The 25788-nt window shown below is 74.0% G+C and carries 11 protein-coding genes; 2 read left to right on the forward strand and 9 right to left on the reverse strand.

Annotated elements, in window-relative coordinates:
• Positions 1 to 74 precede the first annotated feature (74 nt).
• From ACLQ2R_RS26305 to ACLQ2R_RS26335, 7 genes are all read right to left on the reverse strand, one after another.
• Positions 75 to 1478 (reverse strand): family 16 glycosylhydrolase, encoded by a 1404-nt coding sequence (locus tag ACLQ2R_RS26305; protein ID WP_425963276.1) that lies wholly within the window; start codon positions 1476 to 1478, stop codon positions 75 to 77.
• Between the two features lie 336 nt (positions 1479 to 1814).
• Positions 1815 to 3089 (reverse strand): iron uptake transporter deferrochelatase/peroxidase subunit, encoded by a 1275-nt coding sequence (gene efeB / locus ACLQ2R_RS26310; protein ID WP_425963277.1) that lies wholly within the window; start codon positions 3087 to 3089, stop codon positions 1815 to 1817.
• A 102-nt stretch (positions 3090 to 3191) separates the two neighbouring features.
• Positions 3192 to 4346 carry an iron uptake system protein EfeO gene (gene efeO, locus ACLQ2R_RS26315; protein ID WP_425963278.1) on the reverse strand — a complete coding sequence of 385 codons (1155 nt, stop codon included), beginning with the start codon at positions 4344 to 4346 and terminating at the stop codon, positions 3192 to 3194.
• 20 nt (positions 4347 to 4366) lie between these two features.
• Positions 4367 to 5218, reverse strand: coding sequence for an iron uptake transporter permease EfeU (gene efeU / locus ACLQ2R_RS26320; protein WP_425963280.1), 852 nt, complete (start codon positions 5216 to 5218; stop codon positions 4367 to 4369).
• 325 nt (positions 5219 to 5543) lie between these two features.
• Positions 5544 to 6818 (reverse strand): lysine N(6)-hydroxylase/L-ornithine N(5)-oxygenase family protein, encoded by a 1275-nt coding sequence (locus tag ACLQ2R_RS26325; protein WP_425963281.1) that lies wholly within the window; start codon positions 6816 to 6818, stop codon positions 5544 to 5546.
• 201 nt (positions 6819 to 7019) lie between these two features.
• Entirely contained in the window at positions 7020 to 8057 is a 1038-nt protein-coding gene (locus ACLQ2R_RS26330) for an iron-siderophore ABC transporter substrate-binding protein (RefSeq protein WP_425963283.1), read from the reverse strand.
• A gap of 94 nt (positions 8058 to 8151) precedes the next feature.
• Positions 8152 to 20547 carry an amino acid adenylation domain-containing protein gene (locus ACLQ2R_RS26335; protein WP_425963284.1) on the reverse strand — a complete coding sequence of 4132 codons (12396 nt, stop codon included), beginning with the start codon at positions 20545 to 20547 and terminating at the stop codon, positions 8152 to 8154.
• 184 nt (positions 20548 to 20731) lie between these two features.
• Here ACLQ2R_RS26335 and ACLQ2R_RS26340 point away from each other — a divergent pair, with 184 nt between their 5' ends.
• Positions 20732 to 22045, forward strand: a complete 1314-nt coding sequence (locus tag ACLQ2R_RS26340; RefSeq protein ID WP_425963285.1) for a salicylate synthase — start codon at positions 20732 to 20734, stop codon at positions 22043 to 22045.
• A gap of 221 nt (positions 22046 to 22266) precedes the next feature.
• On the opposite strand, the gene ACLQ2R_RS26345 is transcribed toward ACLQ2R_RS26340, so the two are convergent.
• Together ACLQ2R_RS26345 and panD are read right to left on the reverse strand one after the other, a co-directional pair.
• Entirely contained in the window at positions 22267 to 23958 is a 1692-nt protein-coding gene (locus ACLQ2R_RS26345) for a (2,3-dihydroxybenzoyl)adenylate synthase (RefSeq protein WP_425963286.1), read from the reverse strand.
• Positions 23959 to 23961: 3 nt separating this feature from the next.
• A complete protein-coding gene (gene panD, locus ACLQ2R_RS26350) occupies positions 23962 to 24369 on the reverse strand; it encodes an aspartate 1-decarboxylase (RefSeq protein WP_425963287.1) in 408 nt (135 codons plus the stop codon).
• 56 nt (positions 24370 to 24425) lie between these two features.
• Here panD and entS point away from each other — a divergent pair, with 56 nt between their 5' ends.
• Positions 24426 to 25724 (forward strand): enterobactin transporter EntS, encoded by a 1299-nt coding sequence (gene entS / locus ACLQ2R_RS26355; protein WP_425963288.1) that lies wholly within the window; start codon positions 24426 to 24428, stop codon positions 25722 to 25724.
• The last annotated feature ends 64 nt before the right edge of the window (positions 25725 to 25788 follow it).

Here is a 25788-nt window from a genome sequence, read left to right on the forward strand (position 1 = left end):
CCTGGCCGCCGCGGCGCGTGGCCGCGGCGGCCGGGACGGGCCCGTCGTACGCGAGGACGGCACACCCGTGTGTGCTAGCGCTGCCAGACCCGCACGTACTCGACCTGGAAGTCGGCCGGGAAGGTGGTCGTGGCGTCCGGGTCGCCCAGCCATCCGCCGACCTGGAAGTTCATCCGCAGGTTGAACGTCCGCCTGTAGTTCAGGTCCCCGCCCAGGGTGTCCTTGAGCCAGGTGGGCGAGTTGCCCTCGCGGCGCCAGATCTCCCTGCCGTCGACGTACCAGCGGATCACGCCCGGCTCCCACTCGGTGGTGTAGGTGTGGAAGCCGTCGCCGGGGTAGCCGCTCGGGAACGTGTGGCGGAAGTCGTTCTTGGTGGGCGTGTAGTCACGGAAGATCGCCGCCGTCGAGGCCCGGTAGTACTGCGGGCCGCCGGGGAGCTCGGTGACGTCGATCTCGCCGTTGCCCCCGTCGTCGGGCCTCATCCAGAACGCGGGCCACAGGCCCTTGGAGTTGCCCGGCCCGTTCGGGGACTTCGCGCGGATCTCGAACCGGCCGTAGGTGAAGGATCCCTTGCCCCGCATGGTGTCGAGGTAGCCGGTCGTGTAGTGACGGGTCGTGCCGGCGCACGTACGGTCCTCCTTGAGCACCCGCATGATCAGCTTGCCGTCGCGCACGAACTGGTTCTGCGGCCTGCTGGTGATGCAGGCGCGGTCGTAGTCCACGGAACTGTCCCTGGTGTTCCACTTCTTGGTGTCGATCGCGGTGCCGTTGAACTCGTCCGCCCACACGAGCCGCCAGCCGGGCGGGTTCGTGGGGGTCGCCGTGGGGGTGACCGTGGGCTTGACCGTGGGGGTCGCCGTGGGCTTGACCGTGGGGGTCGCCGTCGGGGTGGGACCGGGCGTCGCGCCGGTGCCGTACGACACCACCAGGCGCGGCCGGATCGCCGCGTTGGCGTTGTCGGCGGACGCCCAGTACGTGCGGGTGGTCCGGCTCGACTGGCGCACGGCGAAGGTGACCGTGCCGTTGCCGGTGACGGCCGAGGAGACGTCCCAGGCGTTGTACCCCTTGGTGACCGCCGTGTTGGCGTCGAGCGCGGCGCCGAGCGTGGGCCGGCCTCCCCAGGTGCCGGCGCCGGAGGCCCCGCCGGCCTCGTACGCGGTGGTCGTGGTCTGCGTGAACGGGTTCCAGGAGTACAGCTCCAGGCGGGCCGTCACGCCCCTCGCGCCCGCGGGAAGGCCGGTGACGTCGAACCCGACGACCGCCTGCCGCTCGCCGGAGGAGTTCCCCTCGCAGGAGCGCGGGCAGGTGGCCAGGGTCGTCCTGGCGCTGCCGTCGCCGTCCTGGGTCACCTGCGAGTAGGTCGTGTCGGCGGCCGGTTCGATCGTGACGCTCGCCGCCGAGGCGGTGGCCGTGCCGCCGCCGCAGAGCGCGATGACGCCGGTCGCGGCCATGACGACCGCGAGTGCGCGTTTTCTCACGAAGAGTGATAGTGCGTGTTTTCTCACGAAGAGTGACCCGGTCGAATGCGGATGAGTCATCTTCCGCCCCCTTGAATGTCGCCGGACCGCCGCTGCAAGCGGTCCATGATCATATGAATTGGATGACCATAACAGCGAAAATCACGCCCTGATGCTTTTCAGGATTTTGGACGGTTCCATCTGCTGAGCAGCGCGAACAGGGCTTCCACGAAGGCGCGTGTCGCGCGCCCGCGAAGGGGATGGCCGGCAGTGCCGTCACCCTGAAAGGCGCTGAGAGAACACTCGTCCCGTTTCACCCGATCGGCGCCGACAGGCTCGGCCCGGTCGTGTGACGGGTCAGGCGAACAGGGCGCGGCCCCAGAAGTCGCCCGCGTCACGGACGCCCGGCGGGCAGGCGAACAGGGCGCTGGAGACGTGCCTGATGTACTCGTTGAGCGAGTCGGCCCCGGCCAGGGAGCGCTGCACGGTGACGAACTGCCGGTGCGGGTCGCGCTGGTAGGCCATGAAGAACAGTCCCGCGTCCAGGCGGCCCAGCCCGTCGGAGCCGTCGACGTAGTTGTAGCCGCGGCGCAGCAGCCGCGCTCCCCCGTTGTGGGAGGGGTGGGCGAGCCGTACGTGCGCGTCGTCCTTGACGAGCGCCTGCCCGTCGGGGCCCCTGAGGGTGAAGTCCATCTCGTCGAACTCGGCCTTGCGGCCCAGCGGGGCACCCTCGCCCTTGTCGCGGCCGAAGATCTGCTCCTGCTCGGCCAGCGGGGCGCGGTCCCACGTCTCGATCAGCATCCGGATCTTGCGGGTGACCAGGTAGCTGCCGCCGGTCATCCAGTCCTGGCCGTCGCCCGGCGCCACCCAGAGGTGATCCCTCAGCAGCGCCACGTCCTCCAGCTTGAGGTTGGCGGTGCCGTCCTTGAACCCCATCAGGTTGCGCGCCGTCGCCTGGGAGCGCGACGTCGAGGACGTACGGCCGAAGCCGAGCTGGGTCCAGCGGACCGAGACGCGGCCGAAACCGATGCGCGCCAGGTTGCGGATGGCGTGCACCGCGACCTGCGGGTCGTGCGCGCACGCCTGCACGCACAGGTCGCCGCCGGAGATCTCCTTCAGCAGCGCGTCCCCGGGCAGGTGCGGCAGGTCGGCCAGCGCGGCCGGCCGGCGCGCGGCCAGCCCGAAACGGTCGTCGAACAGCGAACCGCCGAAGCCGGCGGTCAGCGTCAGGCCGGAGGCCGGCAGGCCGAGCGCCTCGCCGGTGTCGTCCGGCGGTGCCTCGCGCTCCCCGCCGACCGCGCCGAACACGCCGGCCTCCTCCCCCCGCGTCATCCGGGCCGCGGCGGCGGTCCACTCCTGGAGCAGATCGACCAGTTCGGCCCTCTTCTCGGTGACCACGTCGAACGAGACGAAGTGCAGCCTGTCCTGGGCCGGGGTGACGATGCCGGCCTGGTGCTCGCCGTAGAAGCCGACCGGGTCGGCGGCGGAGGCGAGGCGCGCGGCGGGGGCCGGCTCTCGCCCGTCCCCTGCGCCGCCTCCGGTGCCGCGCGCCACGAGCACGCCGGCGCCGGCGGCCGCCGCCCCCGCGGCACCCATCCCCAGCAGTCCCCTGCGGCTGATCCGCCCGCTCATCGCGCCTCTCCCTTCTCGGGTCCCCGGAGTGACCCGCCGTCCGCCGTCACCGCGACCTGCCTGCCGTCACCGTGACCCGTTCCCCGCCGGCGTGATCCGCCACTACTTCGCCACGACCGCGGCGATCTTGCTGATCGGCTCGGAGAGCGCGTTGATCGCGTCCGAGAGCTTCTTGAGGTCGTCCTTGGACAGCTCAGTGTGCAGCTTCCAGCCGTCGCCCTCGCGGTGCTCGCCGAGCGCGGCCTCGGCCGCGGCGAACTTCTCGTCCAGCGTCGTGACCAGCTCGGGGGCGCGCTGCTCCAGGACCGGGCGGAGCGCCTGCACCGCCGCCTTGGACCCCTGCAGGTTGGCGTCGAAGTCCCACAGGTCGGTGTGGGAGTAGCGGTCCTCCTCGCCGGTGATCTTCCCGGAGGCGACCTCGTCGAGCAGGCCCTTGGCCCCGTTGGCCAGCAGCACCGGCGAGAGCTCGGCGGCGTTGGCCTTCTCCACGATCGTCGTGATGTCGGTCATCAGCTTGTCGGCGATCGGCCCGTCCTCGCCGATGTCCCCGCCGACCCACAGGTCCTTCTCGATGCGGTGGAAGCCGGTCCACTTCTCGCCCTCGGCCACGTCGTTCTCGCGGGCGTCGATGGCCGGGTCGAGGTCGCCGAAGATCTCCGCGACCGGCTCGATCCGCTCCCAGTAGGTGCGCGAGACCGGGAAGAGCGCCTTCGCCTTCTTGACGTCGCCCGCCTTGACCGCGTCCACGAACTCCTGCGTCTTGGTCAGCAGGGTCTCGCTCTGCGACCTGATGTAGCGCTTGTAGCCCGCGGTGGCCGCCGCGAGCTCGGCGTCGTCGCTGAGCGGCTTGTGCTCGCCGGTCACCTTGAGCGGCCCGCGGACGCCCTTGCCGATCATGCCGGGCTTGCAGGCGGTCTGGTACGTGCCGGCGGGCAGCTCGACGATCACCTCGCGGGTCAGGCCGGGCACGATGTTCTCGACCTCGCCCATGACCCGGTCACCGGCCGCGTAGACGTAGAACTCGGTCACCTTGGTGCCGCCGTTGGTGACGGCGAACGTCGAGGTCCCGGCGGGGACCTCGGTGACCGCGACCTTGCACTCGGTGTCGTTGGCGGCGACCGCGACGGGACCGCCCGCGGCCGGTCCGCTCGCCGCGGGGGCGGCCCCGGCGCCGGTGGCCGGCGCGGGGCCGGAGGCGCAGGCGGTGAGGGTGGCGAGCGCGAGCGCGCCTGCGGCGATGGAGAGGGAGGTACGCATGGTCGTCCTGTTCGGGAAGGTCATCCCGCGTGTTGCGGGTCGGTCACGGAGGTCCTGGAGAGGGGGACCGGGCGGCTTCGCCGCGGCCACAGGAAGAGCACGAGCGTGGGCAGCGCGTAGGCGGCCCACGCCACCGTCTCCAGCACGCTCGGCTGCGGGGTGATGTTGAACATCCCGGCCAGCAGCGTGCCGTACCAGGAGTCGGCGGGAAGCACGCCGCTGATGTCGAAGGCCTGGTCGGTCAGGCCGGGCAGGACGCCGGCCTCCTGCAGGTCGTGCACGCCGTACTTGAGGATGCCGGCGGCGACCAGGATCAGCAGCAGGCCGGTCCAGGTGAAGAACCTGGTCAGGTTGATGCGCATCGCGCTGCGGTAGATACCCCAGCCCAGCACGACCGCGGTGAGCAGGCCCAGGCTGATCCCGGCCAGCGGGACGGCCGTGGTGGCGGCGCCCTGCGCGGAGGCGAAGAACAGCAGCGCGGTCTCCAGGCCCTCGCGCGCCACGGCGAGGAAGGACACGACCACCACCGCGGTCGCGCCGACCTCCAGGGCCTCGCCGAGCCTGGCGCGCAGCTCGCCGGAGAGGGTACGGGCGGCGCGGCGCATCCAGAAGATCATCCAGGTGACGAACGCGGCGGCGAGCAGCGAGGTGATCGCCTCGAACAGCTCCTGCCGGCTGTACTCCAGGTGGGCGACGGTGAAGGTGAGCAGCGCGCCGAACGCGACCGACAGGGCGACGGCGGCGCCGACCCCGGCCCACACCAGGGGCAGCCGGTCCCGCCGGTCGCTCTTGACCAGCAGGGCGACGAGCACGGAGACGACGAGGGTCGCCTCCAGGCCTTCGCGTAATCCGATGAGATAGCTGGCGAGCACCGTCACTCCACGAAAGCTGAGAACCACCTGAAAATAAGCTTAGGGTAACCTTAGTCACTCGGTTGGAGCGGTGCATCACCGGGGTACACCCAGGTGACATGGGAGGCTCTGCGACACGCCGTGCCCGGGTGGGCGGCGGGGAACCCGGCGTGGACGGCGCATGCGGGTCCAGGGCCGCGACCGGCGGCCGTTCCCGACCTCGCCACCGCCCCTGGGCGATACGCGGTGAGCTCCGCGGCCTGCGCCCAGAGCCGGCGCGCCAGGACGGCGTCGGCCGCCACCGGGCCCCGGAGACCTCTCCCGAGCGGGGCCCGCGAGGGCCGCGTCACGGCTCGGCGCCCTGCGGAACCTGCGCCGAGCGCCGGACGATCGAGCGCACGATCTCGCCGGTGCGCACGGCCGTCATGGACAGCAGGGACGAGGCGATGCCGTGGGTGTCCTCGGTGGCGCCCTGAAGGTAGACGCCCCAGCTCTTGCGGGGATCGACGGCGATCCGGTAGTCGCGCTCCACCAGCAGCTCGCCCGCCTCGCCGGTGAGGCAGTGCTCGCGCGCCTCGCCGAGCAGGTCGAGCGGGTTGCGCTCGCGGTAGCCGGTGGCGCACACGACCGCGTCCGCCTCGATCGTGCTCACCTCGCCGGTGGGCAGGAAGCACATCCGGACGCGGGCGACCTCGCCGTCCTCCTCCACGCCGAGCAGGCGGGAGGCGTTCAGCATGCGCAGGCGCTCGACGCCGGCGACCTTCTCGGCGTAGGAGCGCCGGTAGAGCTCGTCGATGAGGTCGAGGTCCACCACGGAGTAGTTGGTGTTGCGGGAGTAGGCCAGCAGCATGCGCTTGACCTCCTCGGGGGCGGCGAAGAAGTGGTCGACGGCCTCGGGGTCGAAGATGCGGTTGGCGAAGGGGCTGTCGTCGGCGGGCGAGTAGCCGTACCGGGTGAAGAGGGCGCAGACCTCCGCGGAGGGGTAGGTGCGGTGCAGGTGCTCGACGGTCTCGGCCGCGCTCTGCCCGGCGCCGACCACCACGAACCGTCCGGGCTCGCGCCCGCCGAGTCCCTTCAGCCGGGACAGCAGCTCCTCGGTGTGCCAGACCCGCTCGCCGGAGCGCACGCCGCCGGGCAGCACCGGGTCCAGCCCGACCGCGATCACCAGGTTGCGGGTCAGGCAGGTGTGCAGCTCGTCGCCGCGCTGCACGACGACCTCCAGCGTGTCGTCGTCGTGCGGGCGCACCGCCACGACCTCGGAGTCGTAGCGCACCAGGCGCGCGAAGGAGGCCGCGACCCACTCCAGGTAGTCGTGGAACTCCAGGCGGGTGGGGAACATGGTCTTGTGGTTGATGAAGTCGATCAGCCGGCCCTTCTCCTGGAGGTAGCACAGGAAGGAGTGGTGGCTGGCGGGGTTGCGCAGGGTGACCAGGTCCTTGAGGAAGTGGACCTGCATGGTGGCGCCGTCGAGGAGCATGTTGCGGTGCCAGCCGAACCTCGGTTGCCTCTCGAAGAACACCGCGTTCACGCCGGAGCCGTACTCCTCCTCCAGCGCCACCGCGAGCGCCAGGTTGGAAGGACCGAAACCGATGCCCACGACGTCATAGACCGGGCTCGACATGTTCGCCTCTCACGTGCTGAGGAACGGTCCCCCGTGGCCGGGCGGCGGCGGGGGAGGTGAAGGTGCGTGGGACCGGACGGCCCTTCCGGGGCCGCCCCCGGGACGGCCCGCTCCGGAGCGGATCGCTTCCGGAGCGGGCCGTTTCCGGAGCGGGCCGTCCCGGAGCGGGCCGTTTCCGGAGCGGGCCGGAAGGGAGGGGCCTCAGGAGGAGCCGGCGGCCTCGGCGGCCTTGGCGACCTGGGGCACGAGCTGGTCGACCACGTAGGGGATCGCCAGCGGCGTCGGCGTGCGCAGCGGCCAGAACGCCTTGAGGTCCAGCGGCACGTACGAGCCCCGCTTGACCACGTCCAGGCCGGAGAACAGCGCGTTGGCCTCGATCTTCTTCTGGGTGGCGGCGTCGTCGTTGTAGTGGCTGAGCAGCACGTCGACGTCGAGGACCTTGACCTTCTCCATGCTCAGCTCGGCCGCGAAGCCCTCGCCGGGGAGGGCCTTGAGCTCCTCGGGCAGCACCATCCCGAACTGGTCGAAGAGCTTGACGCTGATGTCGGCGTCGGACTTCATGACGCCGATGTTGCCGGAGGGGAAGACGCTGGTCAGGGCGTACTTCTTGCCGGCGAGCCCGGGGTGGTCGGTCTTCACCGAGGCGATCTTCGCCTCGACGTCGGCGACGAGCTTCTCCCCCTCGTCGGCCTTGCCGACGGCCTTGGCGACCTGGCGGGCCACCGTCTGCCAGGAGTCCTCGGCCGGGCCGGTCTCGTAGGCGGTGGTCGGCGCGAGCTGGGAGAGGCCGGCGTACTCCTTGTCGACGTAGTAGTCGCCGCCCGCCAGGATCAGGTCGGGCCTGAGGGCGGCGATCTTCTCCAGCGAGAAGCCGGCCTCGCCGGCCTTCAGCAGTTCCGGCTTGGCGCCGGTGAGCCTGGGAGCGGTCCAGGGGGTGAGACCGTCGGGCTGGATGCCGGTCAGCTCCGCCATGCCGACCGGCTGCACGCCCAGGGCGAGCAGGGTGTCCTGGTCGATCTCACCGAGGGCGACGATACGCCGGGGCGCGGATTCGATCGTGGTGGTGCCGAGCTTGTGCGTGATGGTGACCGGAAATCCGGAGCCGGCCTGGGCCGCGGGCGCGGTGGGGGTGCTCGCGGCGGTCTGCCCGCCACCGCCGTCGGCGCCGCACGCGCCGACCAGGCCGAGCCCCAGCAGAAGTGTTCCGGCTGCGGCCAGGCGGCGCATCGTGTCGCGCATGGGTATGGGTGTCCTTCCAGAGCTCATGGGAGCTCCCACTTTAGGTAAGCCTCACCTAACCTAACAATCTTTGCCCTCTCTGGGAAGCGGTTCGTCACAGGCGATCCACGAGTTCGGCCACGCTCTGGGCCGTCATCAGCGTCGCGATCCGCACCCCGGCGCACCCCGGCTCACGCCGGATCCTGCGGACGAGCCCCATGGCCAGCAGCGAGTGCCCGCCCAGGTCGAAGAAGTTGTCGTGCGGCCCGACCGCGTCCACCTCCAGGACCTCGGCGAACACCGCGCACAGGCGCGCGGTGAGGTCGTCGTCGCGCCGGGACGCCGTTCCACCGGCGGCGGCGGTGACGGTACGGGCCTCCAGTCCCGCGGGCAGCTCGCCCAGGCGCGTCCCGGGTTCCGCGGCGACGCGCTCCAGCACGTCCAGGAGGGCCCCGATCATGGTGTCCACCGTGGACGGGTCGAACAGGTCGGCCGAGTAGTCGACGACGAGGTGGAGCTCCTCCCCCCTCTCCCGGAAGATGAAGTCCAGGTCGAACTTGGCCGCCGGCGGGCTGAACAGCGCCTCCCGCTGCCGCAGCCCGGGGAGGTCCACCTCGCCCGTCGCCTGGTTCTCGTAGCCGACCATCACCTGGAAGAGCGGGTTGCGGCCGGGCACGCGCGGCGGGCGCAACGCCTCCACCAGCGCCTCGAACGGCAGGTCCTGGTTGGCGAGACCCGCCAGGTCGGTGTCGCGGACGCGGGCGAGCAGCTCGGCGAAGGTGGGGTCGCCGGAGGTGTCGGCGCGCAGCACGAGCGTGTTGACGAAGAAGCCGACCAGGTCACCGGTGGCCTCGTCGGTGCGGCCCGCGACCGGGCTGCCCAGCGGGATGTCCTCCCCCGCGCCCGTGCGGTGCAGCAGCGCGGCCACCGCGCTCTGGCAGACCATGAACATGCTGGCCCGCGCCGTACGGGCGAGCTCGCGCAGCCGCCCGGTCAGCGCCGCGGGCAGCCGCCTGGTCGCGGTCCCGCCGCGCTGGCCGACGGTGGCGGGCCGGGGCCGGTCCACCGGCAGCGGGATCTCGTGCGGCATGCCGGACAGGGTGCGTGCCCAGTAGGCGAGCTGGCGGGCGTGCACGCTGCCCGGGTCGGCGGGGTCACCGAGCAGCTCGCGCTGCCAGAGCGTGTAGTCGGCGTACTGCACGGCGGGCGCCTCCCCGGCGGGCGCGGCACCCTCCAGCCGGGCGGCGTAGGCGCGGGCCACGTCCCTGGCGAACGGCCCGAAGGACCACTCGTCGAACGCGATGTGGTGGAAGACCGCCAGCAGCAGGTGCTCGTCCTCGCCCTCCGGGATGAGCGCGACCCGCAGCGGGACGCCCGTGGCGAGGTCGAACGGGCGGGCGATGACCTCCTCGGGCGTGGCGGTGGTGATCTCCAGCTCCGGCCGCGCCTCCTCGGGGGACAGGACGCGCTGGTAGGGCACGCCCTCGTGCTCGGCGAAGACGGTCCGCAGGCTCTCGTGCCTGGCGGTCACGTCGCCGATCGCGGCCCGCAGCGCGGCCACGTCCGGCTTCCCGCTCAGGTGCACGGCGAGCGGCAGGTGGTAGGCCTCGCGCGGCCCCTCGTCCTCGCGCAGCATCTGGTCGAGCAGCCACAGGCGGCGCTGGGCGTACGACAGCGGGACGCGCTCGGGCCGCTCGGCGGGCACCAGCGGGGGCCGCAGCGGGGTCCCGGCCCGCTCGTGCAGCCGCCCGGCCAGGTCGGCGACGGTGGGCGCCTCGAACAGGTCGCGGATGGCGAGCTCGGTGCGCAGCACCGCGCGGACCCGGCCGACCAGCCGGGTCGCCAGCAGCGAGTGGCCGCCCAGCTCGAAGAAGTCGTCGTCGACGCCGACGCCGGAGACGTCGAGCACCTCGCCGAACAGCGTGCACAGCAGGTGCTCCACGGCGGTCCTCGCGGCCCGCCCGCTCCCGCGCGGGCCGTGCCGGTCGGGGGCGGGCAGGGCCCTGCGGTCCAGTTTGCCGTTGACGGTCAGCGGCAGCGCGTCCAGCGTCACGATCGCGGCCGGCACCATGTAGCCGGGCAGCCTGCGCCTGAGTCCCTCGCGCACCCGGGCGGCGAGCGCCCCGTGGTCGCGGGCCGCGGCCGGGTCGTTCGCGTACGAGGCGGGCGCGCGTCCGGGGCCGGCCGGGGGGTGCGCGGCCCCGCCGCCGAAGACGGCGTCGTAGTAGCCGATCTCGGCCGAGGGGGTGATGACCACGCCGGGGTCGAGGGCGTACAGCGACTCGGGGTCCACCCCGCTCGGGGGTTCGCCCAGCAGCGCGCGCGCCCGCGCCGGGGAGGCGCCGCCCTCCAGGGCGCGCAGCGCGGCGAGCTCGCCGGACAGGCGCGGGTCGGGGATGCCCCGCACCCGCAGCGGCCCCGCCGGGCCGCCCGCCGGCAGGGTGCCCGGCCCGGCCCAGTCCACGACCGGGGTCTCCTCCGGCGGTACGGCGGGCGGCGTGACGGGCGCCTTCCACAGCGTCACGTCGTAGCGGTGCCTGCTGAGCTCGTTGTGGTGCGTGCCGCGCTTGGCGCGGACCTCCACCCGCGCGGCCACGCCGAGGGCGGTGAAGAACGCGGGGTCGAGCAGGAGTTCCTTCTCCATCCGGACGGCGCGGCCGATCGCGGCGATGACCGCCCGGGGATCGCCGTCGTCCCCGGTCCCGCCGCCGTCACCCGAAGCGCCGTTACCCGTGGCACCGCTGGAAGCGCCGTCGCCGAGGCGGCCCAGTCTGATCGCCGCGTGCAGGCAGCGCACCGACCGCAGGTCGCGGACGTCGCCGACGAACAGCGCACCCCCGGGGACGAGCAGGCCCATCGCGGCGCCGATCACCTCGGCGAGGTAGCCGGCGCTCGGGAAGTACTGCACGACCGAGTTGACGACGACGACGTCGAAGTGCCCGGCGGGCAGGCCGGAGGTGTCGTGCGCGGGCCGGCAGCTCAGCCGTACCGGCGAGTCCGGGCCGAGGTCGGCCTGGAGCTTGGCGATGACGGGGGCGGCGAAGTCGGTGCCCCAGTACTCCTCGCAGTCGCCGGCGAGCCGCGACAGCAGCAGGCCGGTGCCGACGCCGATCTCCAGCACCCGGCGGGGCCGCAGCGCGGCGATCCTGGCCACGGTGGACGCGCGCCACTCGCGCATGTGCTCCAGCGGGATGGGCAGCCCGTCGTAGCTGCTGTCCCAGCCCGCGAAGTCCTCGGCGTGCACGGCCGTGCCGATCTCGGTGTACTCGGCGTCGTAGATCTGCCGCCACTCCGCCAGGTGCTCGGCCTCGGCCTCGGGCCGCGCGGCGCCGTCGGGCACCACGTAGCCGATGAGGCGTTTGACCCCGGGCACGTCGGTGCTCGCCGCGACGACCGCGGCCTGCCCGACGCCCGGCTCGGCCGCCAGCGCGGTCTCGACCTCCTCCAGCTCGACCCGGTAGCCGCGGAGCTTCACCTGCTCGTCGGTACGGCCCAGGAAGTCGATGTTGCCGTCCTCGCGGACCCGCACCAGGTCGCCGGTGCGGTACATCCGCTCCCCCGCCTGGAACGGGTCGGCCACGAACCGTTCGGCGGTCAGTCCCGGCCGGTCGAGGTAGCCGCGGGCCAGTCCGGCGCCGGTGATGTACAGCTCGCCGGGCGCGCCCGGCGGGACCGGCCGCAGCCAGGCGTCGAGCACGTAGCCGCGGGTGTTCCAGATGGGCCTGCCGACGGTGGGGGTGGCGCTGTCGCCGGTGCCGCCGCCGAGGGTGTTGATGGTGTACTCGGTCGGCCCGTAGAGGTTGTAGCCGAGTGTGCCCTCGGCGCTCGCGAGCCGGTCCCACACGGCCGCGGGGACGGCCTCGCCGCCCAGCAGCACCAGCGGCGGCCGGTGCTCGCCCTCCAGCAGGCCCTCCTCCAGGAGCTGCTGCGCGTAGGTGGGCGTCACGTTGATCACGTCGACGCGGTGGCGCCGCAGGTACTCGGTCAGCGCCTCGGCGTCGCGCCGCAGGTCCTCGTCGCAGACGTGCACCTCGTGGCCCTCGATGAGCCAGAGCAGCTCCTCCCACGACATGTCGAAGGAGAACGACACGGTGTGCGCGATCCGCAGCCGCCGCCCGGCCGAGGCCACCACCGGGTCGAAGATGTTGGCCCGGTGGTTGAACTGCATGTTGGTCAGGCCCCGGTAGGGGGTGACCACGCCCTTGGGCCGCCCGGTCGACCCGGAGGTGTAGATCACGTACGCGGGGTGCTCCAGCCGTCCGGGGACGTCCCTGCCGAAGCCGGGCAGCTCCTCGCCGGTGGGCGCGGTGCCGGGCAGGTGCTCCAGGCGCTCGCGGACCGCCGGGTCGTCGAGCGCGATCGTCTCCCCCGGGCAGGTCAGCCCGGCGGCGACGGCCCGGTGCGAGACCAGGCAGACCGGGGCGGCGTCGGCCAGCATGAAGTCCAGCCGGTCGGCCGGGTAGTCCAGCTCCAGCGGCAGGTAGGCGGCACCGGTCCTGAGCACCGCGAAGAGCGCGACGACCATCTCCGCCGACCGGGGCAGCGCGAGGGCCACGACCCGTTCGGGACCGGCACCGTGCGCGAGGAGCAGCCGGGCCAGGCGGTTGGCGGCGGCGTCCAGCTCGGCGTAGGTGAGCCGGGTGTCGGGCTGGGAGACCAGGGCGAGCTCGTCGGGGGTGCGCGCGGCCTGCTCGGCGAGCAGCTCGGCGATGGTGAGCTCGGGCACGAACCGCTCGGCCTCCGCCCAGTCGCGGCGCAGCCGGTCGTGCTCGCCGGGCAGCAGCAGGTCGAGCCGGTGGCAGGGCATGGCCGGGTCGGCGGCGACGGCCTCCAGCACGCGCACGTAGCGGTCGGTGAGGCGCGCGGCCTCGGCCTCGGTGAAGGCGTCGCCCCGGTACATGACGCGCAGGCCCGCGCCGGGCTCGACGACCATGGTGACCGGGTAGTGCGTCGCGTCGCGGACCTCGCGGCCGGTCACCCGGACGTCGCCGCCGGGGCCGAACCCGCGCCCGGTGGGCATGCCGGGGAAGTTCTGGAACACGAAGAGGGTGTCGAACAGGGTGCCGAGGCCGGTCTCGCGCTGCACGTCGGCCAGCGCGACGTAGGAGTGGTCGAACAGCTCCGACTGGAAGGTCTGCACCCGCTCCAGGACGGTACGGAGCGGGTCGGCCGCCGAGGCCCGCACCCGGACCGGGACGGTGTTGAACAGCAGGCCGACGATGGACTCCACCCCGTCGACGTCGGGGTGGCGGCCGGAGACCGAGACGCCGAAGACCACGTCGTCGCGGCCGGTCAGGCCCGCGAGGAGCAGTCCCCAGGCGCTCTCGTACAGGGCGGCGAGGGTGAGGCCGGACGCGCGGGCCAGTCCGGCGAGGCGGGCGGCGAGGTCGCCGGGCAGCGGCCGGTGGATCTCCCCGGCACCCGCGAGGTCGGCGGGGCGGCCGGCCAGTTCGGGCCGCAGCAGGGTCGGCTCGTCGAGCCCGTCGAGGCTCCTGGCCCACGCCTTGAGCGCGGCCTGCCGGTCCTGGGCGTTCACCCAGTCGAGGTAGGCGTGGAAGGGGACGGCCGGGCGGGCCCGCTCGGCGTCGGCGTCGGTGTAGAACTCCAGCAGCGAGGTGACCAGCAGGCCGCCCGACCAGCCGTCCAGCAGGATCAGCTCGGAGGTGAGCACCAGCCGGAAGTCCTCCGGTCCGACCCTCGCCAGGGCGAAGCGGATCAGCGGCGGGGAGTCGGGGACGAACGGCCGGGCGCGCTGGGCCTCGACGAACGCCTCCAGGTCATCGGCGCCGCCGGTGCCGCCGGTGCCGTCGGTGCCGTCGGTGCCGCCGCTCCCGTCGGTGCCGTCGGTGCCGTCGGTGCCGTCGGTGCCGTCGGTCCGGTCTAGCTCGGCGTAGGTCCAGTCGACCTCGAAGCGGTCGGGGACGAACTGCACGGTACGGCCGCCGTCGGTGCGGAACCCGGCGCGCAGGTTGGGGAACCTCAGCAGGACCTGGCGCGCGGCCTCGGCCATCCGGTCGGCCTCGACCGGGCCGGTCAGGGTCACCACGGCCTGCTGGACGTAGATGTCGCGGTCCTCGCCGGCCAGCATCAGGTGGAAGAGCAGGCCCTCCTGCAGCGGGGAGAGCGGCAGCTCGGCCCGCGCCACGGCGGAGCCGCTCCCTCCGGAGGCGTCCCCGGCAGGGGCATTCCCGGCGGGAGCGCCCGGCACGAGCGCGTCGGGCGTGGATGCGTCCGAGGTGGATGCGTCCGGGGTGGATGCGTCCGGGGTGGATGCGTCCGGGGTGGAGGCGTCCGGCGCGAGCACGGGCGGTGCGGTCCCGGCGGCGGGGATCCGGGCCAGGGCCTCGACGGTGCGCAGCCGGAACACGTCGCGGACCGTGAAGGAGAAGCCCGCGCGGCGGGCCCGCCCCACCAGCAGGGCGGCGCTGATGCTGTCGCCGCCGGTGCGGAAGAAGTCGTCGTCGGCGTCGACGCCGTCGCGCCCGACGGTCTCGGCGACCAGCCGGGCCAGGGCGCGCTCGGCGCCGGTCTCCGGGGCCCGTCCCGCGCGGGCGGCGGGCTCGGGCAGTGCCCGCCGGTCGAGCTTGCCGTTGGGGGTCAGCGGCAGCCGGTCCAGGCCGACGAGCAGGGCCGGGACGAGGTGGCCCGGCAGGATCTCGCCGAGCCCGGCGTGCAGGACGTCGAGGTCGGTGCCGGGGTCGGTCTCGACGTAGCCGACCAGGCGCGGGCCCGAGCGGAGCGCCACCGCCGCCCGCCGCACCCCGGGCCTGGCCGACAGCACCGCCTCGACCTCCCCGGGTTCGACGCGGAATCCACGGATCTTGATCTGGTCGTCGGCGCGGCCCAGGAAGTCCAGGGATCCGTCGCGGCGGCGGCGTACCCGGTCGCCGGTGCGGTAGAGGCGCGAGCCAGGCGGGCCGAAGGGGTCGGCGACGAACCGCTCGGCGGTACGGGCCGGGTCGCCCAGGTAGCCGCGCGCCAGGCCGTCGCCGGCCAGGTAGAGCTCGCCGACGGCCGCCTCGCGGAGCCCGGCGTCCAGCACGTACGCCTCGGTGCCGGCGATCGGGACCAGTCCCCCGTCGCCCTCCGCGATCAGGCTGTCGCCGGCCGCCTCGGAGCAGCCGTACAGGTTGACCAGCCGGGCCGGGATCCGTGCGGCCAGCGCGGCGGGCAGGGCCTCGCCGCTGCTGACCCAGGTGGTCACCGAGTCCAGCGCCCCGCTCCCCCCGGCCTCGCCGGTCTCGCCGGCCTGCAGGAGCGCGGCCAGCAGGCCCGGCACGACCGTCACCAGGTTCACCCCGTGCCGGCGGATCAGATCGGCCAGGGCGAGCGCGTCGACGGCGGTCTCGTCGTCGGCGACGACGACGGTGTCACCGACGACGAGGCCGCCGAGCAGTTCGGTGCTGCCGTCGATGAAGGCCGGTGAGCTCTTGGCGACCCGCACGCCGACCGGGGCGAGACCGGCACCCCAGGCCAGGCGGTTCGCCAGGGCCCGCTGGGTCCCGGCGACGGCCTTGGGCGTCCCGGTGGACCCCGACGTGAAGATCACGTACGCGGGGTGGTCCGGCAGCGGCCGGGTCCGGGCGCGGGGCGGCGCGTCCGGGAGCGGCGCCTCGCCTGCGCCCAGGACCAGCAGGGGACGGGCCGCGCCGAGCATCAGGTCGATCCGGGAGCGCGGGTAGGTCGTGTCGATCGGCAGGTAGGCCGCGCCCGTCTTGAGCACGGCGAGCACCGCGACCACGAACTCGGCGGAGCGGGGCAGCGCGATCGCGACGATCCGCTCCGGCCCGGCACCCGCCGCGGCGAGCCGGTCGGCGAGGGCCTCGGCGCGCTCGTCCAGCTCGGCGTAGTCGAGCACGGTGCCGCCGTCGGCGGAGACGACCGCGCGGGCGTGCGGCGTCCGCGCCACCTGGGCCTCGACCATCTCGGCCACGGTGAGGCCGGCCGTCCCGGCCTCGGGGAGCGCGCGGGCGCGCCGGGCGGACGGGTCGCCGAGCGCCGACAGCCGCCGCGACGGGTCCTCGACGGCCCGCTCCAGCAGCTCGGCGAGGTCGTCGAGCAGGCCGGTGACGGTCTCCGCGTCGTAGAGGTCTGTGGCGTAGGCCACGAACCCCTCGATGAGCTCCTCGCCCTCGGAGAAGTAGACGTCCAGGTCGAACTTGACGCCGCCGGTCTCCGGCAGGAACGGCTCGGCCCGCACGCCCGGCAGCCGGAGCCGCACGTCCTCCAGCCGCTGGTGGACGATCATCACCTGGAACAGCGGGCTGCGGGCGAGCGACCGCTCCGGCGCCAGCCGCTCCACGACCCGCTCGAACGGCACGTCGGAGTGGGAGAACGCGGCCAGGTCGGCCCGGCGGACCCGCTCCAGCAGCTCGGTGAAGGCCGGGTCGCCGGAGACGTCGGTGCGCAGCACCACGAGGTTGACGAACACGCCGACCAGGTCGGAGAGGTCGGCGTCGGCACGGCCCGCGACGGGCGTGCCGAGCGCCACGTCGTCACCGGCGCCGGACCGGTGCAGCAGCGCGGCCACGGCGGCGTGCAGGACCATGAACACGCTGGTGCCGGTCCTGCGGGCCAGCCGCCGTACCCCGTCCAGCGGCAGCCGGAACGCGGCGAGGCCGCCTCGGTGGCTCGCCTCGGCCGGTCGGGGCCGGTCGGGCGGCGGCGCGCTCTCCTCGGGCAGCCCGCGCAGCGTCCGCTCCCAGAAGGCGAGCCGGTCGGCCGGGTCGGGTGCCTGGCCGCACCAGACGGCGTAGTCGGCGTACTGCACCGGCAGGGGCGTCCAGCCGGGCGCGGCGCCAAGGGCGCGGGCGGTGTAGGCGTGCGACAGGTCGGCGAGCAGCGGCGTGAACGACCACTCGTCGGCGGCGGCGTGGTGCTGGAGCACCACCAGCGTGGACTCCTCGGCGGAGACGCGCAGCAGGGTCGCGCGGATCGGCAGGTCCGAGGCGAGGTCGAGGACGTGCGAGGTGGCCCGCCTCTCGGCCTCGCGCAGCCACTCCTCCGACCGGCCGCGCGCGTCCACCACGTCGAGGGCGACCTCGACGTCGGTGAGGATCCGCTGCACCGGCAGCCCGTCCTCGCCCTCGACGAGCAGGGTGCGCAGCGCCTCGTGGCGGCCCACCACGTCGGCGAGGGCGGCGCGCAGCGCGTCGGCGTCGACGTGGCCGCGCAGGCGCAGGCCGAGCGGGAGCGCGTCGGCGGACGAGGGGCCGCGCAGGCGTTCCTCGAACCACAGGCCGCGCTGGGCGGGTGAGGCGGGGACGACGGCGGGGCGGACGACGTCGCGGACCCGGGGCCCGGCGCCACGTGTCAGGCGGGGGGCGAGGGTGGCGACCGTGGGCGCCTCGAAGACGTCGGCGATGGTGAGCTCGGCGCCCATCGCGGCGCGCACCCGTGCGGCCAGGCGGGTGGCGAGCAGGGAGTGGCCGCCCAGCGCGAAGAAGTCGTCGTCGATGCCCACCGTGTCCAGCCCGAGCGTCTCGGCGAAGACCTCGCGCAGCGCCGCCTCGCGCCCGTCGCGCGGCTCCCGGCCGGAGACGCGGACCTCGGGGGCGGGCAGCGCGGCCCGGTCGAGCTTGCCGTTGACGGTACGCGGCAGCGCGTCCAGCAGGACGGTCGCGGCGGGCAGCATGTACTCGGGCAGCGCCCCGGCCGCGGCGGCCCGCAGGCCGGCCTCGACCAGGCCGTCGTCCAGGCCCGGACGCGGCACGACGTAGGCGACGAGCCGCCGGTCGCCGGGGGTGTCCTCGCGGACCACGACGGCGGCCCGCGCGACGCCCGGGTGGGCGGCGAGCACCGCCTGCACCTCGGCGGGCTCGATCCGGAACCCGCGGATCTTCACCTGGTCGTCGGCGCGTCCGAGGAACTCCAGGGAGCCGTCGCGGGAGCGGCGGGCCAGGTCGCCGGTGCGGTACATGCGCTCGCCGGGCGGGCCGGAGGGGTCGGCGACGAAACGCTCGGCGGTCAGCGCGGGACGGCCCGCGTAGCCCCGGGCGAGCTGGACGCCCGCGAGGTAGAGCTCGCCGGGCACGCCGACCGGCACCGGGCGCAGCGCGGCGTCCAGGACGTGGGCGCGGGTGTTGGGGAACGGGTGGCCGATGCCGTCCGACGGCAGCTCGGCGGAGGTCGCCCAGACCGTCGCCTCGGTCGGCCCGTACAGGTTGACGGCCGAGGCCGCGACGGCGTGCAGGGTGCCGGCGAGCGCGGGCGGCAGGGCCTCGCCGCCGACGAGGACCCGCAGCCCGGCCAGCGCGGACGGTTCCAGCGACCCCAGCAGCGAGGGGGTGCCCTGGACGACGGTCGCCCCGGCCAGCAACCGGCCCAGCGCCGCCGGGTCGCGCACGGTCGCGCGCCCGGCGGGCACCACGGTCGCGCCGCTGATCAGGGGGACATACAGCTCCAGCGCGGCGATGTCGAAGGCGATCGTGGTGACCGCGACCAGCCGGTCCCCGGCGCCCAGCGCCAGGCGCTCCCTCATGGTGAGCAGGAAGGCGGTGAGGGCGGAGTGCGGCACGGCCACACCCTTGGGCCTGCCGGTCGAGCCGGAGGTGTAGATGACGTACGCCAGGTCGCCGCCCCGCACCGGCCGCGCCTCGGCGGGCGCGCCCTCCGGGACACCCGACCCGGTGCCGGAGGAGGTGGACGAGGGGTCGTCGAGAAGGAGCAGGCCGGTTCCCGGCGGGAGGAGCGCGGCGGTCTCCGCCGTCGCGAGCGCGCAGACGGGGGCCGCGTCCTCGATCATGTAGGCCAGCCGGTCGGCCGGTTGGTCCAGGTCGAGCGGCAGGTAGGCGGCGCCCGCCTTGAGCACGCCCAGCAGGGCGACCACCAGGTCGGGGGTGCGCGGCAGGGCCAGCGCGACGACCCGGTCGGGCCCGGCGCCGCGCCCGCGCAGCAGGCGCGCGAGGTCGCCGGCGCGCCGGTCCAGCTCGGCGTAGGTGAGCGCGCCGGTCTCCCCCTCGACGGCGACCGCGTCCGGGGTGCGCGCCACCTGCTCCTCGAACAGGGCGACGACCGTGGTGTCCGGCACGGGGCGGGCGGTGTCGTTCCACTTCTCCAGCAGGGCCGACTCGGCCGCGTCGAGCAGCTCCAGCTCGGAGATGGGCGTGTCCGGCGCGTTCACCGCGCCGCCCAGCAGCGTCTCCAGGTGGACCAGGAGGGCGTCGATCCGCTCGTCGTCGAAGAGCTCGCGCCGGAAGGTGGCCTCGACGGTCATGCCCTGGGGCCGGACGAAGGCCTCCAGCGACAGGTCGAAGTGGGTGGTGCCGTTGTGGATGTGCGTCCAGCTCGTGGTGACGCCGGGCAGGTCCAGCTCGCCGATCTCCTGGGCGAGGAAGAGCAGCATGGTGTCGAAGAACGGGGACCCTCCGCGCCTGCGGGCCGGTCGCAGCTCCCGCACGATCGTGTCGTACGGCAGCGTCCGGTGCGCGAACCCCTCGGTGCAGGTCTCGCGTACCCGGTGCAGGACCTCGCGGAAGGTGGGCGCGCCGGACAGGTCGGTGCGGAGCACCAGGGTGTTGCCGAAGTTGCCGGCCAGCCGCTCGACCTCGGTGTGCTCGCGGTTCATCACCGCCGAGCCGATCGCGATGTCGGTCGCGCCGGTGTAGCGGTGCAGCAGCACCGCGTGCGCGGCCAGCATCACCATGAACGGGGTGACGTTCTCCCTGGCGGCCAGCGCGCGCGTCCCGGCGGTGACGGCGTCGTCGAAGCGGCGGGCCCGGCGCCCGCCGCGCTCGGAGGCGACGGCGCCGCGCGGGCGGTCGGCGGGCAGCTCCAGGGGGGCCGGGGGCGGGTCGAGGCGGCGCCGCCAGTACTCCAGCTCCTCGGCGGCGTGCGGGCGGCCCTGCTCCCAGGCGGCGTAGTCGGCGTACTGCACCGGCGGCGGGGCGAGGCCGTCCGGCTCGCCGGAGACGGCGGCGCGGTACAGCGCCGACAGGTCCCGGGAGAGCGACCCCCAGGTCATGCCGTCCCAGGCGATGTGGTGCACGACCAGGACCAGCGCGTGCTCGCCGGCGCCGAGGCGGAGCAGTTCGAGCCGGATCGGCCGCTCGGTCCGCAGGTCGAAGGGGAGCGCGGCGAGCCGCGCGGCGCGGGCCTCGGCGTCGTCGCAGTCGTGCGGCCGCAGGTCGAGGAAGCCGGGGGAGCCGGGAGGGTCGGGGGGCAGGACGCGCTGCACCGCTCCCCCGGCGTTCCCGTCGCGCTCGTCACGGTCGTCGCTCTCGTCGTAGACGGTGCGCAGCACGGCGTGGCGGCGGACGAGGCCGCGCAGCGCCTCGCGCAGCGCGTCCACGTCGAGCGGGCCCGTCATGCGCACGAGCAGGCAGACGTTGTAGGCGGGGCTGTGGGGGAACGTCCGGTGGTGCAGCCACATGCTCTGCTGCGCGTAGGACAGCGGTGCCGGTTCCGCGGGGTCGCGCGGGGTGATCCCGTCCTTTCCGGGACCGAGTCCCGCCTCGGCCATCATCCGTCGCATGAGTTCGCGCCGCCGTGCAATGTCCTGCTGTTCCCGCACGCTCAACTCTTTCTTTCGGTCCGGGGCCGGGCACTGTCCCGCATCTGGCTTAGGTTAGCCTTGCCTCTTAAATTCACACAAGGTTAGGCTTACCTAATCGACGGGAAGTCCGAGTGGTTCGTCCCGCGGAGGGGTGGGTCTTTTGTCCTTTGGTGTCAGCACCGACGAAATACGCGCTGAAGTAATGGTCGAGGGCGCGTCCGACCCGCTTTCGCTGGTCACGCGCCTGGCGGGATCCGGCCTTTTCACCGACTACGTGGTGTACGAGCGGCCGGATCACTGGATCTTCGCGGGCGGGGTGGCCGGCGAGGTGATCCTCGAGGCCGGAGTCGTGCGCAGCCGGTGGGCGGACGGTCCCGCCGAGGAGGACACCTGGACGGGACGGCCCTCCGCGGCACTGGAGGCGGCACTGCACGCGGCTCCCCCGCGGGACTGGAACGCCTACGGGTGGATCGCGTTCGAGTTCGCCTCGGACACCCCCGAGGGCCGGCTCGCCCACCTGGTCGTGCCGCGCACCGAGGTACGGATCGAGGAGGGCCGCGTCCTGGTGACGAGCGCGGACCCGGGCGAGGCGGAGCGGGTCGCCGCGCTGCTGTCCGTACCGCCCGCGCCGGCGTCCGGGACCGTGCCGGAGACGGCGGCCGGGACGCTGTCAGGGGCACCGCCCGTGACGCCGTCCCCGGTCGACGTGCGTTCCGGCGGGGACGGCTACCGGTCGCGGGTGGCGCGGGCCGTGGCCGAGATCGGGGCCGGGCTCTACCAGAAGGTGATCGTCTCCCGCCGGGTGCCCGTCCCGTTCCCCGTCGACGTCGTCGCGACCTACGCGTGCGGCCGCGCGGCCAACACGCCCGCCAGGTCGTTCCTGTTCGACCTGGACGGCTTCCGGTCGGCCGGGTTCAGCCCCGAGGTGCTGGTCAGCGTCGACGAGGGCGGCACCGTCACCACCCAGCCGCTGGCCGGGACCCGCGCCTTCGGGCGCGGGGAGAGCGCCGACTCGCGGACCCGCCGCGAGCTGCAGGAGGACCCCAAGGAGATCTTCGAGCACGCGGTCTCGGTACGCGCCTCGCAGGAGGAGCTGTACCGGGTCTGCTCGCCCGGCACGGTCCGCGTCACCGGCTTCATGACCGTCAAGGAGCGCGGCAGCGTGCAGCACCTGGGCTCCAGCGTCAGCGGCGAGCTGGCCCCCGGCCGCACCGGCTGGGACGCCCTCGACGCGCTCTTCCCCGGGGTGACCGCCTCCGGCATCCCCAAGGCGGAGGCGCTCGACGCGATCGCCCGGCTGGAGGAGCCCCGCGGGCTCTACGCGGGCGCCGTCGTTGCGGTCTCGCGGGACGGGGCGCTGGACGCCGCCCTGGTGCTCCGCGCCCTCTACAGCGAGAACGGCCGGGCCTGGCTGCGGGCCGGCGCCGGCATCGTCTCCGGCTCGACACCCGAGCGGGAGTACGAGGAGACCTGCGAGAAGCTCTCCAGCATCGCCCCGTACGTGGTGCGTGCCTGAGCACTCCTGTTCCCGTGCCACCCGGGCGGTTCACCTCCCGCCCGGGTGGCACGCGGTCCCTCCCCCGGAACGCGCCCGCCCGGACCGGGAACGGATCGCACCCCCTGCCGCCGAATAGCGGGTCGCCTTCGTCTCCGATCGGGGGTCGCATCTTTGTCCTCCTACCCGGAGGTCGCGTCCCTCGCGCGGACGTCCCGGGCGGGACGTCCGCGCGAGGGCGTTCAGCGCAGGCCCGCGGCGAGGTCCTTCTTGCTGACCTTGCCGACCGGGGTGCGGGGGAAGGCCTCGACCGGCTGGACCCGGTCGGGCCACTTGTACGCGGCCACGCCGCGCTCCCTGAGGAACGCCTTGATCTCCCGCAGCGTCGGCGCCTGCCCCCGGACGATCAGGAAGGCGCAGGTCCGCTCCCCCATCGCCGCGTCCGGGATGCCGACCACCGCCGCGTCGTGCACCGCCGGGTGGGCCAGCAGGTGGTTCTCCAGCTCCTCGGCCGAGATCTTGTCACCGCCGCGGTTGATCTGGTCCTTGGCCCGGCCCTCCACGACGAGGTGCCCCGAGGGCAGTCGCCGTACCAGGTCACCGGTGCGGTAGAAGCCGTCCGGGGTGAAGGACCGCGCGTTGTGCTCGGGCGCGCGGTAGTAGCCGCGCAGCGTGTACGGGCCGCGGGTGAGCAGCTCGCCGATCTCCCCCGGGGCGACGTCGGCCCCCTCGGAGTCGACCACCCGGATCTCGTCGGCCGGGGAGAGCGGCCTGCCCTGCGTGGTGTCGACCAGTTCCCCGGGGTCGTCCAGCCGGGTGTAGTTGAGCAGCCCCTCGGCCATGCCCAGCACCTGCTGCACCGCGCAGCCCAGCACGTCGGGCACCTGGGCCGCCCGTTCGGCCGCGAACTTGGCGCCGCCGACCTGGAGCAGTTCGAGCGAGGACAGGTCCTCCGTCGACCAGGAGACCGCCTCCAGCCAGAGCAGCGCGATCGGCGGCACCATCGCGCAGATCGTGACCCGCTCCCGCTCGATCAGGGGGAACGCCTCGTCGGGCGAGCCGGAGGGCGCCAGGACGACCGTGCCGCCCCTGGCGAACACGCCGAGCACCCCCGGGCAGGCCAGCGCGAAGTTGTGCGCCACCGGGAGCACCACGAGGTAGACGGTCTCGGAGGTGAACCCGCACACCTCGGCGCTGGCCTCCAGGTTGTAGACGTAGTCGCGGTGGGTGCGCGGGATGAGCTTGGGAAGGCCGGTGGTGCCTCCGGAGAGCAGGAAGACCCCGACGTCGGCCGGGTCCGGCCGCTCGCAGGACACGGAGGCGCCGCCGGAGCCCGCGGTGAGACCGGCCTCGGAGGCGACACCGGAAGCGACCCCGGCGTCCGCACCAGGATCCGCTTCCGTGACGGGACCCGCGTCCGTGACGGGATCCGCTTCCGTGACGGGATCCGCGTCGAGGTCCGCCAGCGCGAGGAACTCCTGGGCGTCCCCGTCCACCACGACGTGCTCGACGGGGAGCGAGCGGGCCAGCTCGCGGTGGTCGAACCCGCCGTGCACGTCCGGGATGACGTACGCCCTGGCCTCGCTCAGCTCGCACAGGTAGCCGATCTCGCTGCTGCGGTGCGCGGGCAGGGCCAGCACCGGAGCGGCGCCGATGCGCACCAGCGCCAGGAAGACGACGATGAACGAGGAGGTGTTGGGCAGCTGCACCACGACGCGGTCGCCGCGCCGGATGCCGAGCCGCGCGAAACCGGCGGCGGTGCGATCGGCGCGCCGGTCCAGCTCGGCGTAGGTCAGCCGCTCGTCCCCGGCGACCAGCGCGGTGCGCTCCGGGTCGCCCCCGCGCAGCACGTCACCGAGGAGCCGGTCGCTCCAGTACCCCTCTGCGACGTAGCGCGCCTCGAACTCCGGCGGCCAGGGCGTGAATCCTTCCACGTGTCACCGCCCCGCGAGCTGGGCCGGCTCACCGGGGACCGGCGCGGCCGGGTCGTCGCCGACCGCGACGACCCGGTTGCCGGCGTCCACGTGGACCACCCTGGGCAGGTGCGCCCGCGCCTCGGCCTCGTCGAAGGTGCCGTACGTGATGACGATGACCAGGTGTCCGGGGTGGACCAGGTGAGCGGCGGCGCCGTTGACGCCGATGACCCCGCTGCCCGCCTCGCCGGTGATGGCGTAGGTCACCAGGCGGGCGCCGTTGTCGATGTCGACGACGTGGACCTGCTCTCCCTCGGCGATGTCGGCGGCGGCCATCAGTTCGGCGTCGATCGTCAGCGACCCCACGTAGTGCAGGTCCGCCTGTGTCACCGTGGCACGGTGGATCTTTCCGTTCATAAGGACCCGCTGCACCGTCTGCCCTCTTTCGTAAAGGTCAAATAAGGTTAGCCTCACCTTAATCATTTCGCGTGACGAGGAGAACCCCGAAGATGCTCCGCCGCCTGGCGATGGACGTCAGCCCCCTCCGTACCAGCAGGGCCTTCCGCGACGTGTTCGTCGCGCGCACCGTCTCGGTCTTCGGCATCGGGATGCTCATGGTCGCGGTCCCGGTCCAGGTGTACGCGATGACGGGCTCGACGGTGCACGTCGGCGCGGTCTCCTCGGCCGAGGGCTTCGCCCTGCTGGCGGGCTTCCTGTGGGGCGGGGTGCTGGCCGACCGGCACGACCGGCGCCGGTTGATGCTCGTCGCGCGGACCGCCGCCGGGCTCGGCTTCTCGCTGCTGACGCTGAACGCCTTCCTGCCCTCCCCCTCGCTGGCGGCGATCTACGTGCTCGCCGCCTGGGACGGGCTGGCCACCGGTGTCAGCGTCACCGCGCTGCTGGCCGCGACCCCGGCTCTGGTGCCGCCCGACCGGCTGGTGGCGGCGGGCGCGCTCAACGCGCTGACCGTACGGCTCGGCTCGATGCTCTCCCCCGCGCTCGGCGGGCTGACCGTGTCGGCGTTCGGGGTCGGCTGGAACTACGCGGCCGCGGCCGCCGGCACGCTGGCGACCCTCGGCCTGCTGACCAGGCTGCCCGCGCTCAGGCCGGTCACCGAGGTCACCGAGAACCCGCTGAGGGCGATCGGCTCGGGGCTGCGGTTCGTGGCCACGCACCGCGTCGTCGGCTCGCTCATGCTGCTCGGCCTGCTGTACATGGTGGCGGGCGGCATCCCGGTGCTGATGCCCGCGTTCGCGACCCTGCAGCTCGGCGGCGGCCCGGCCACGGTCGGCCTGCTGTACGCGGCACCGGCCTGCGGCGCGGTGCTCGGCGCGGTCACCAGCGGCTGGACGGGACGCTCGCGCGCGCCGGGCAGGGCGCTGCTCGTCGCGTCGGTCTGCGGATTCGCGCTGCTCGCCTGCCTCGGGCTGGCCCGGCATCCCGCGCTCGCCGTCGCCGTCCTCTTCGGGTACGGACTGGTCGCCTCCGTCGAGGAGATCCTGCGCTACGGCCTCATCCAGGCGCACACCCCGGACGGCTACCTCGGCCGGGTGAACGCCCTGTGGTCGGCGCAGGAGACCGGCGGCGAGGCCGTCGGCTCGCTCGGGGCGGGCGTGCTCGGCCGCTATCTCGCGCCCGGCCCCGCGATCGTCGTGTACGGGGCGGCGAGCGCCGTGCTGGCCCTGTCCCTGGCCCTGACGCTCACCGGCCTGCGCGGCGCGACCCTGACCCCCGGCGAGGACGAGGGCCGGGGTGAGGGCCGGGACGAGGAGACCGGGACACGGTGAGGCGGGCCGTCGGGCCCCGCCGGTCCCGAGGCGCTCGTCCGCCGCTCCCGGGAGACTCACCGGG

Origin of the sequence: Streptosporangium sp. DT93 (assembly GCF_049844535.1) — a bacterium.
Taxonomy (GTDB): Bacteria; Actinomycetota; Actinomycetes; order Streptosporangiales; family Streptosporangiaceae; genus Streptosporangium.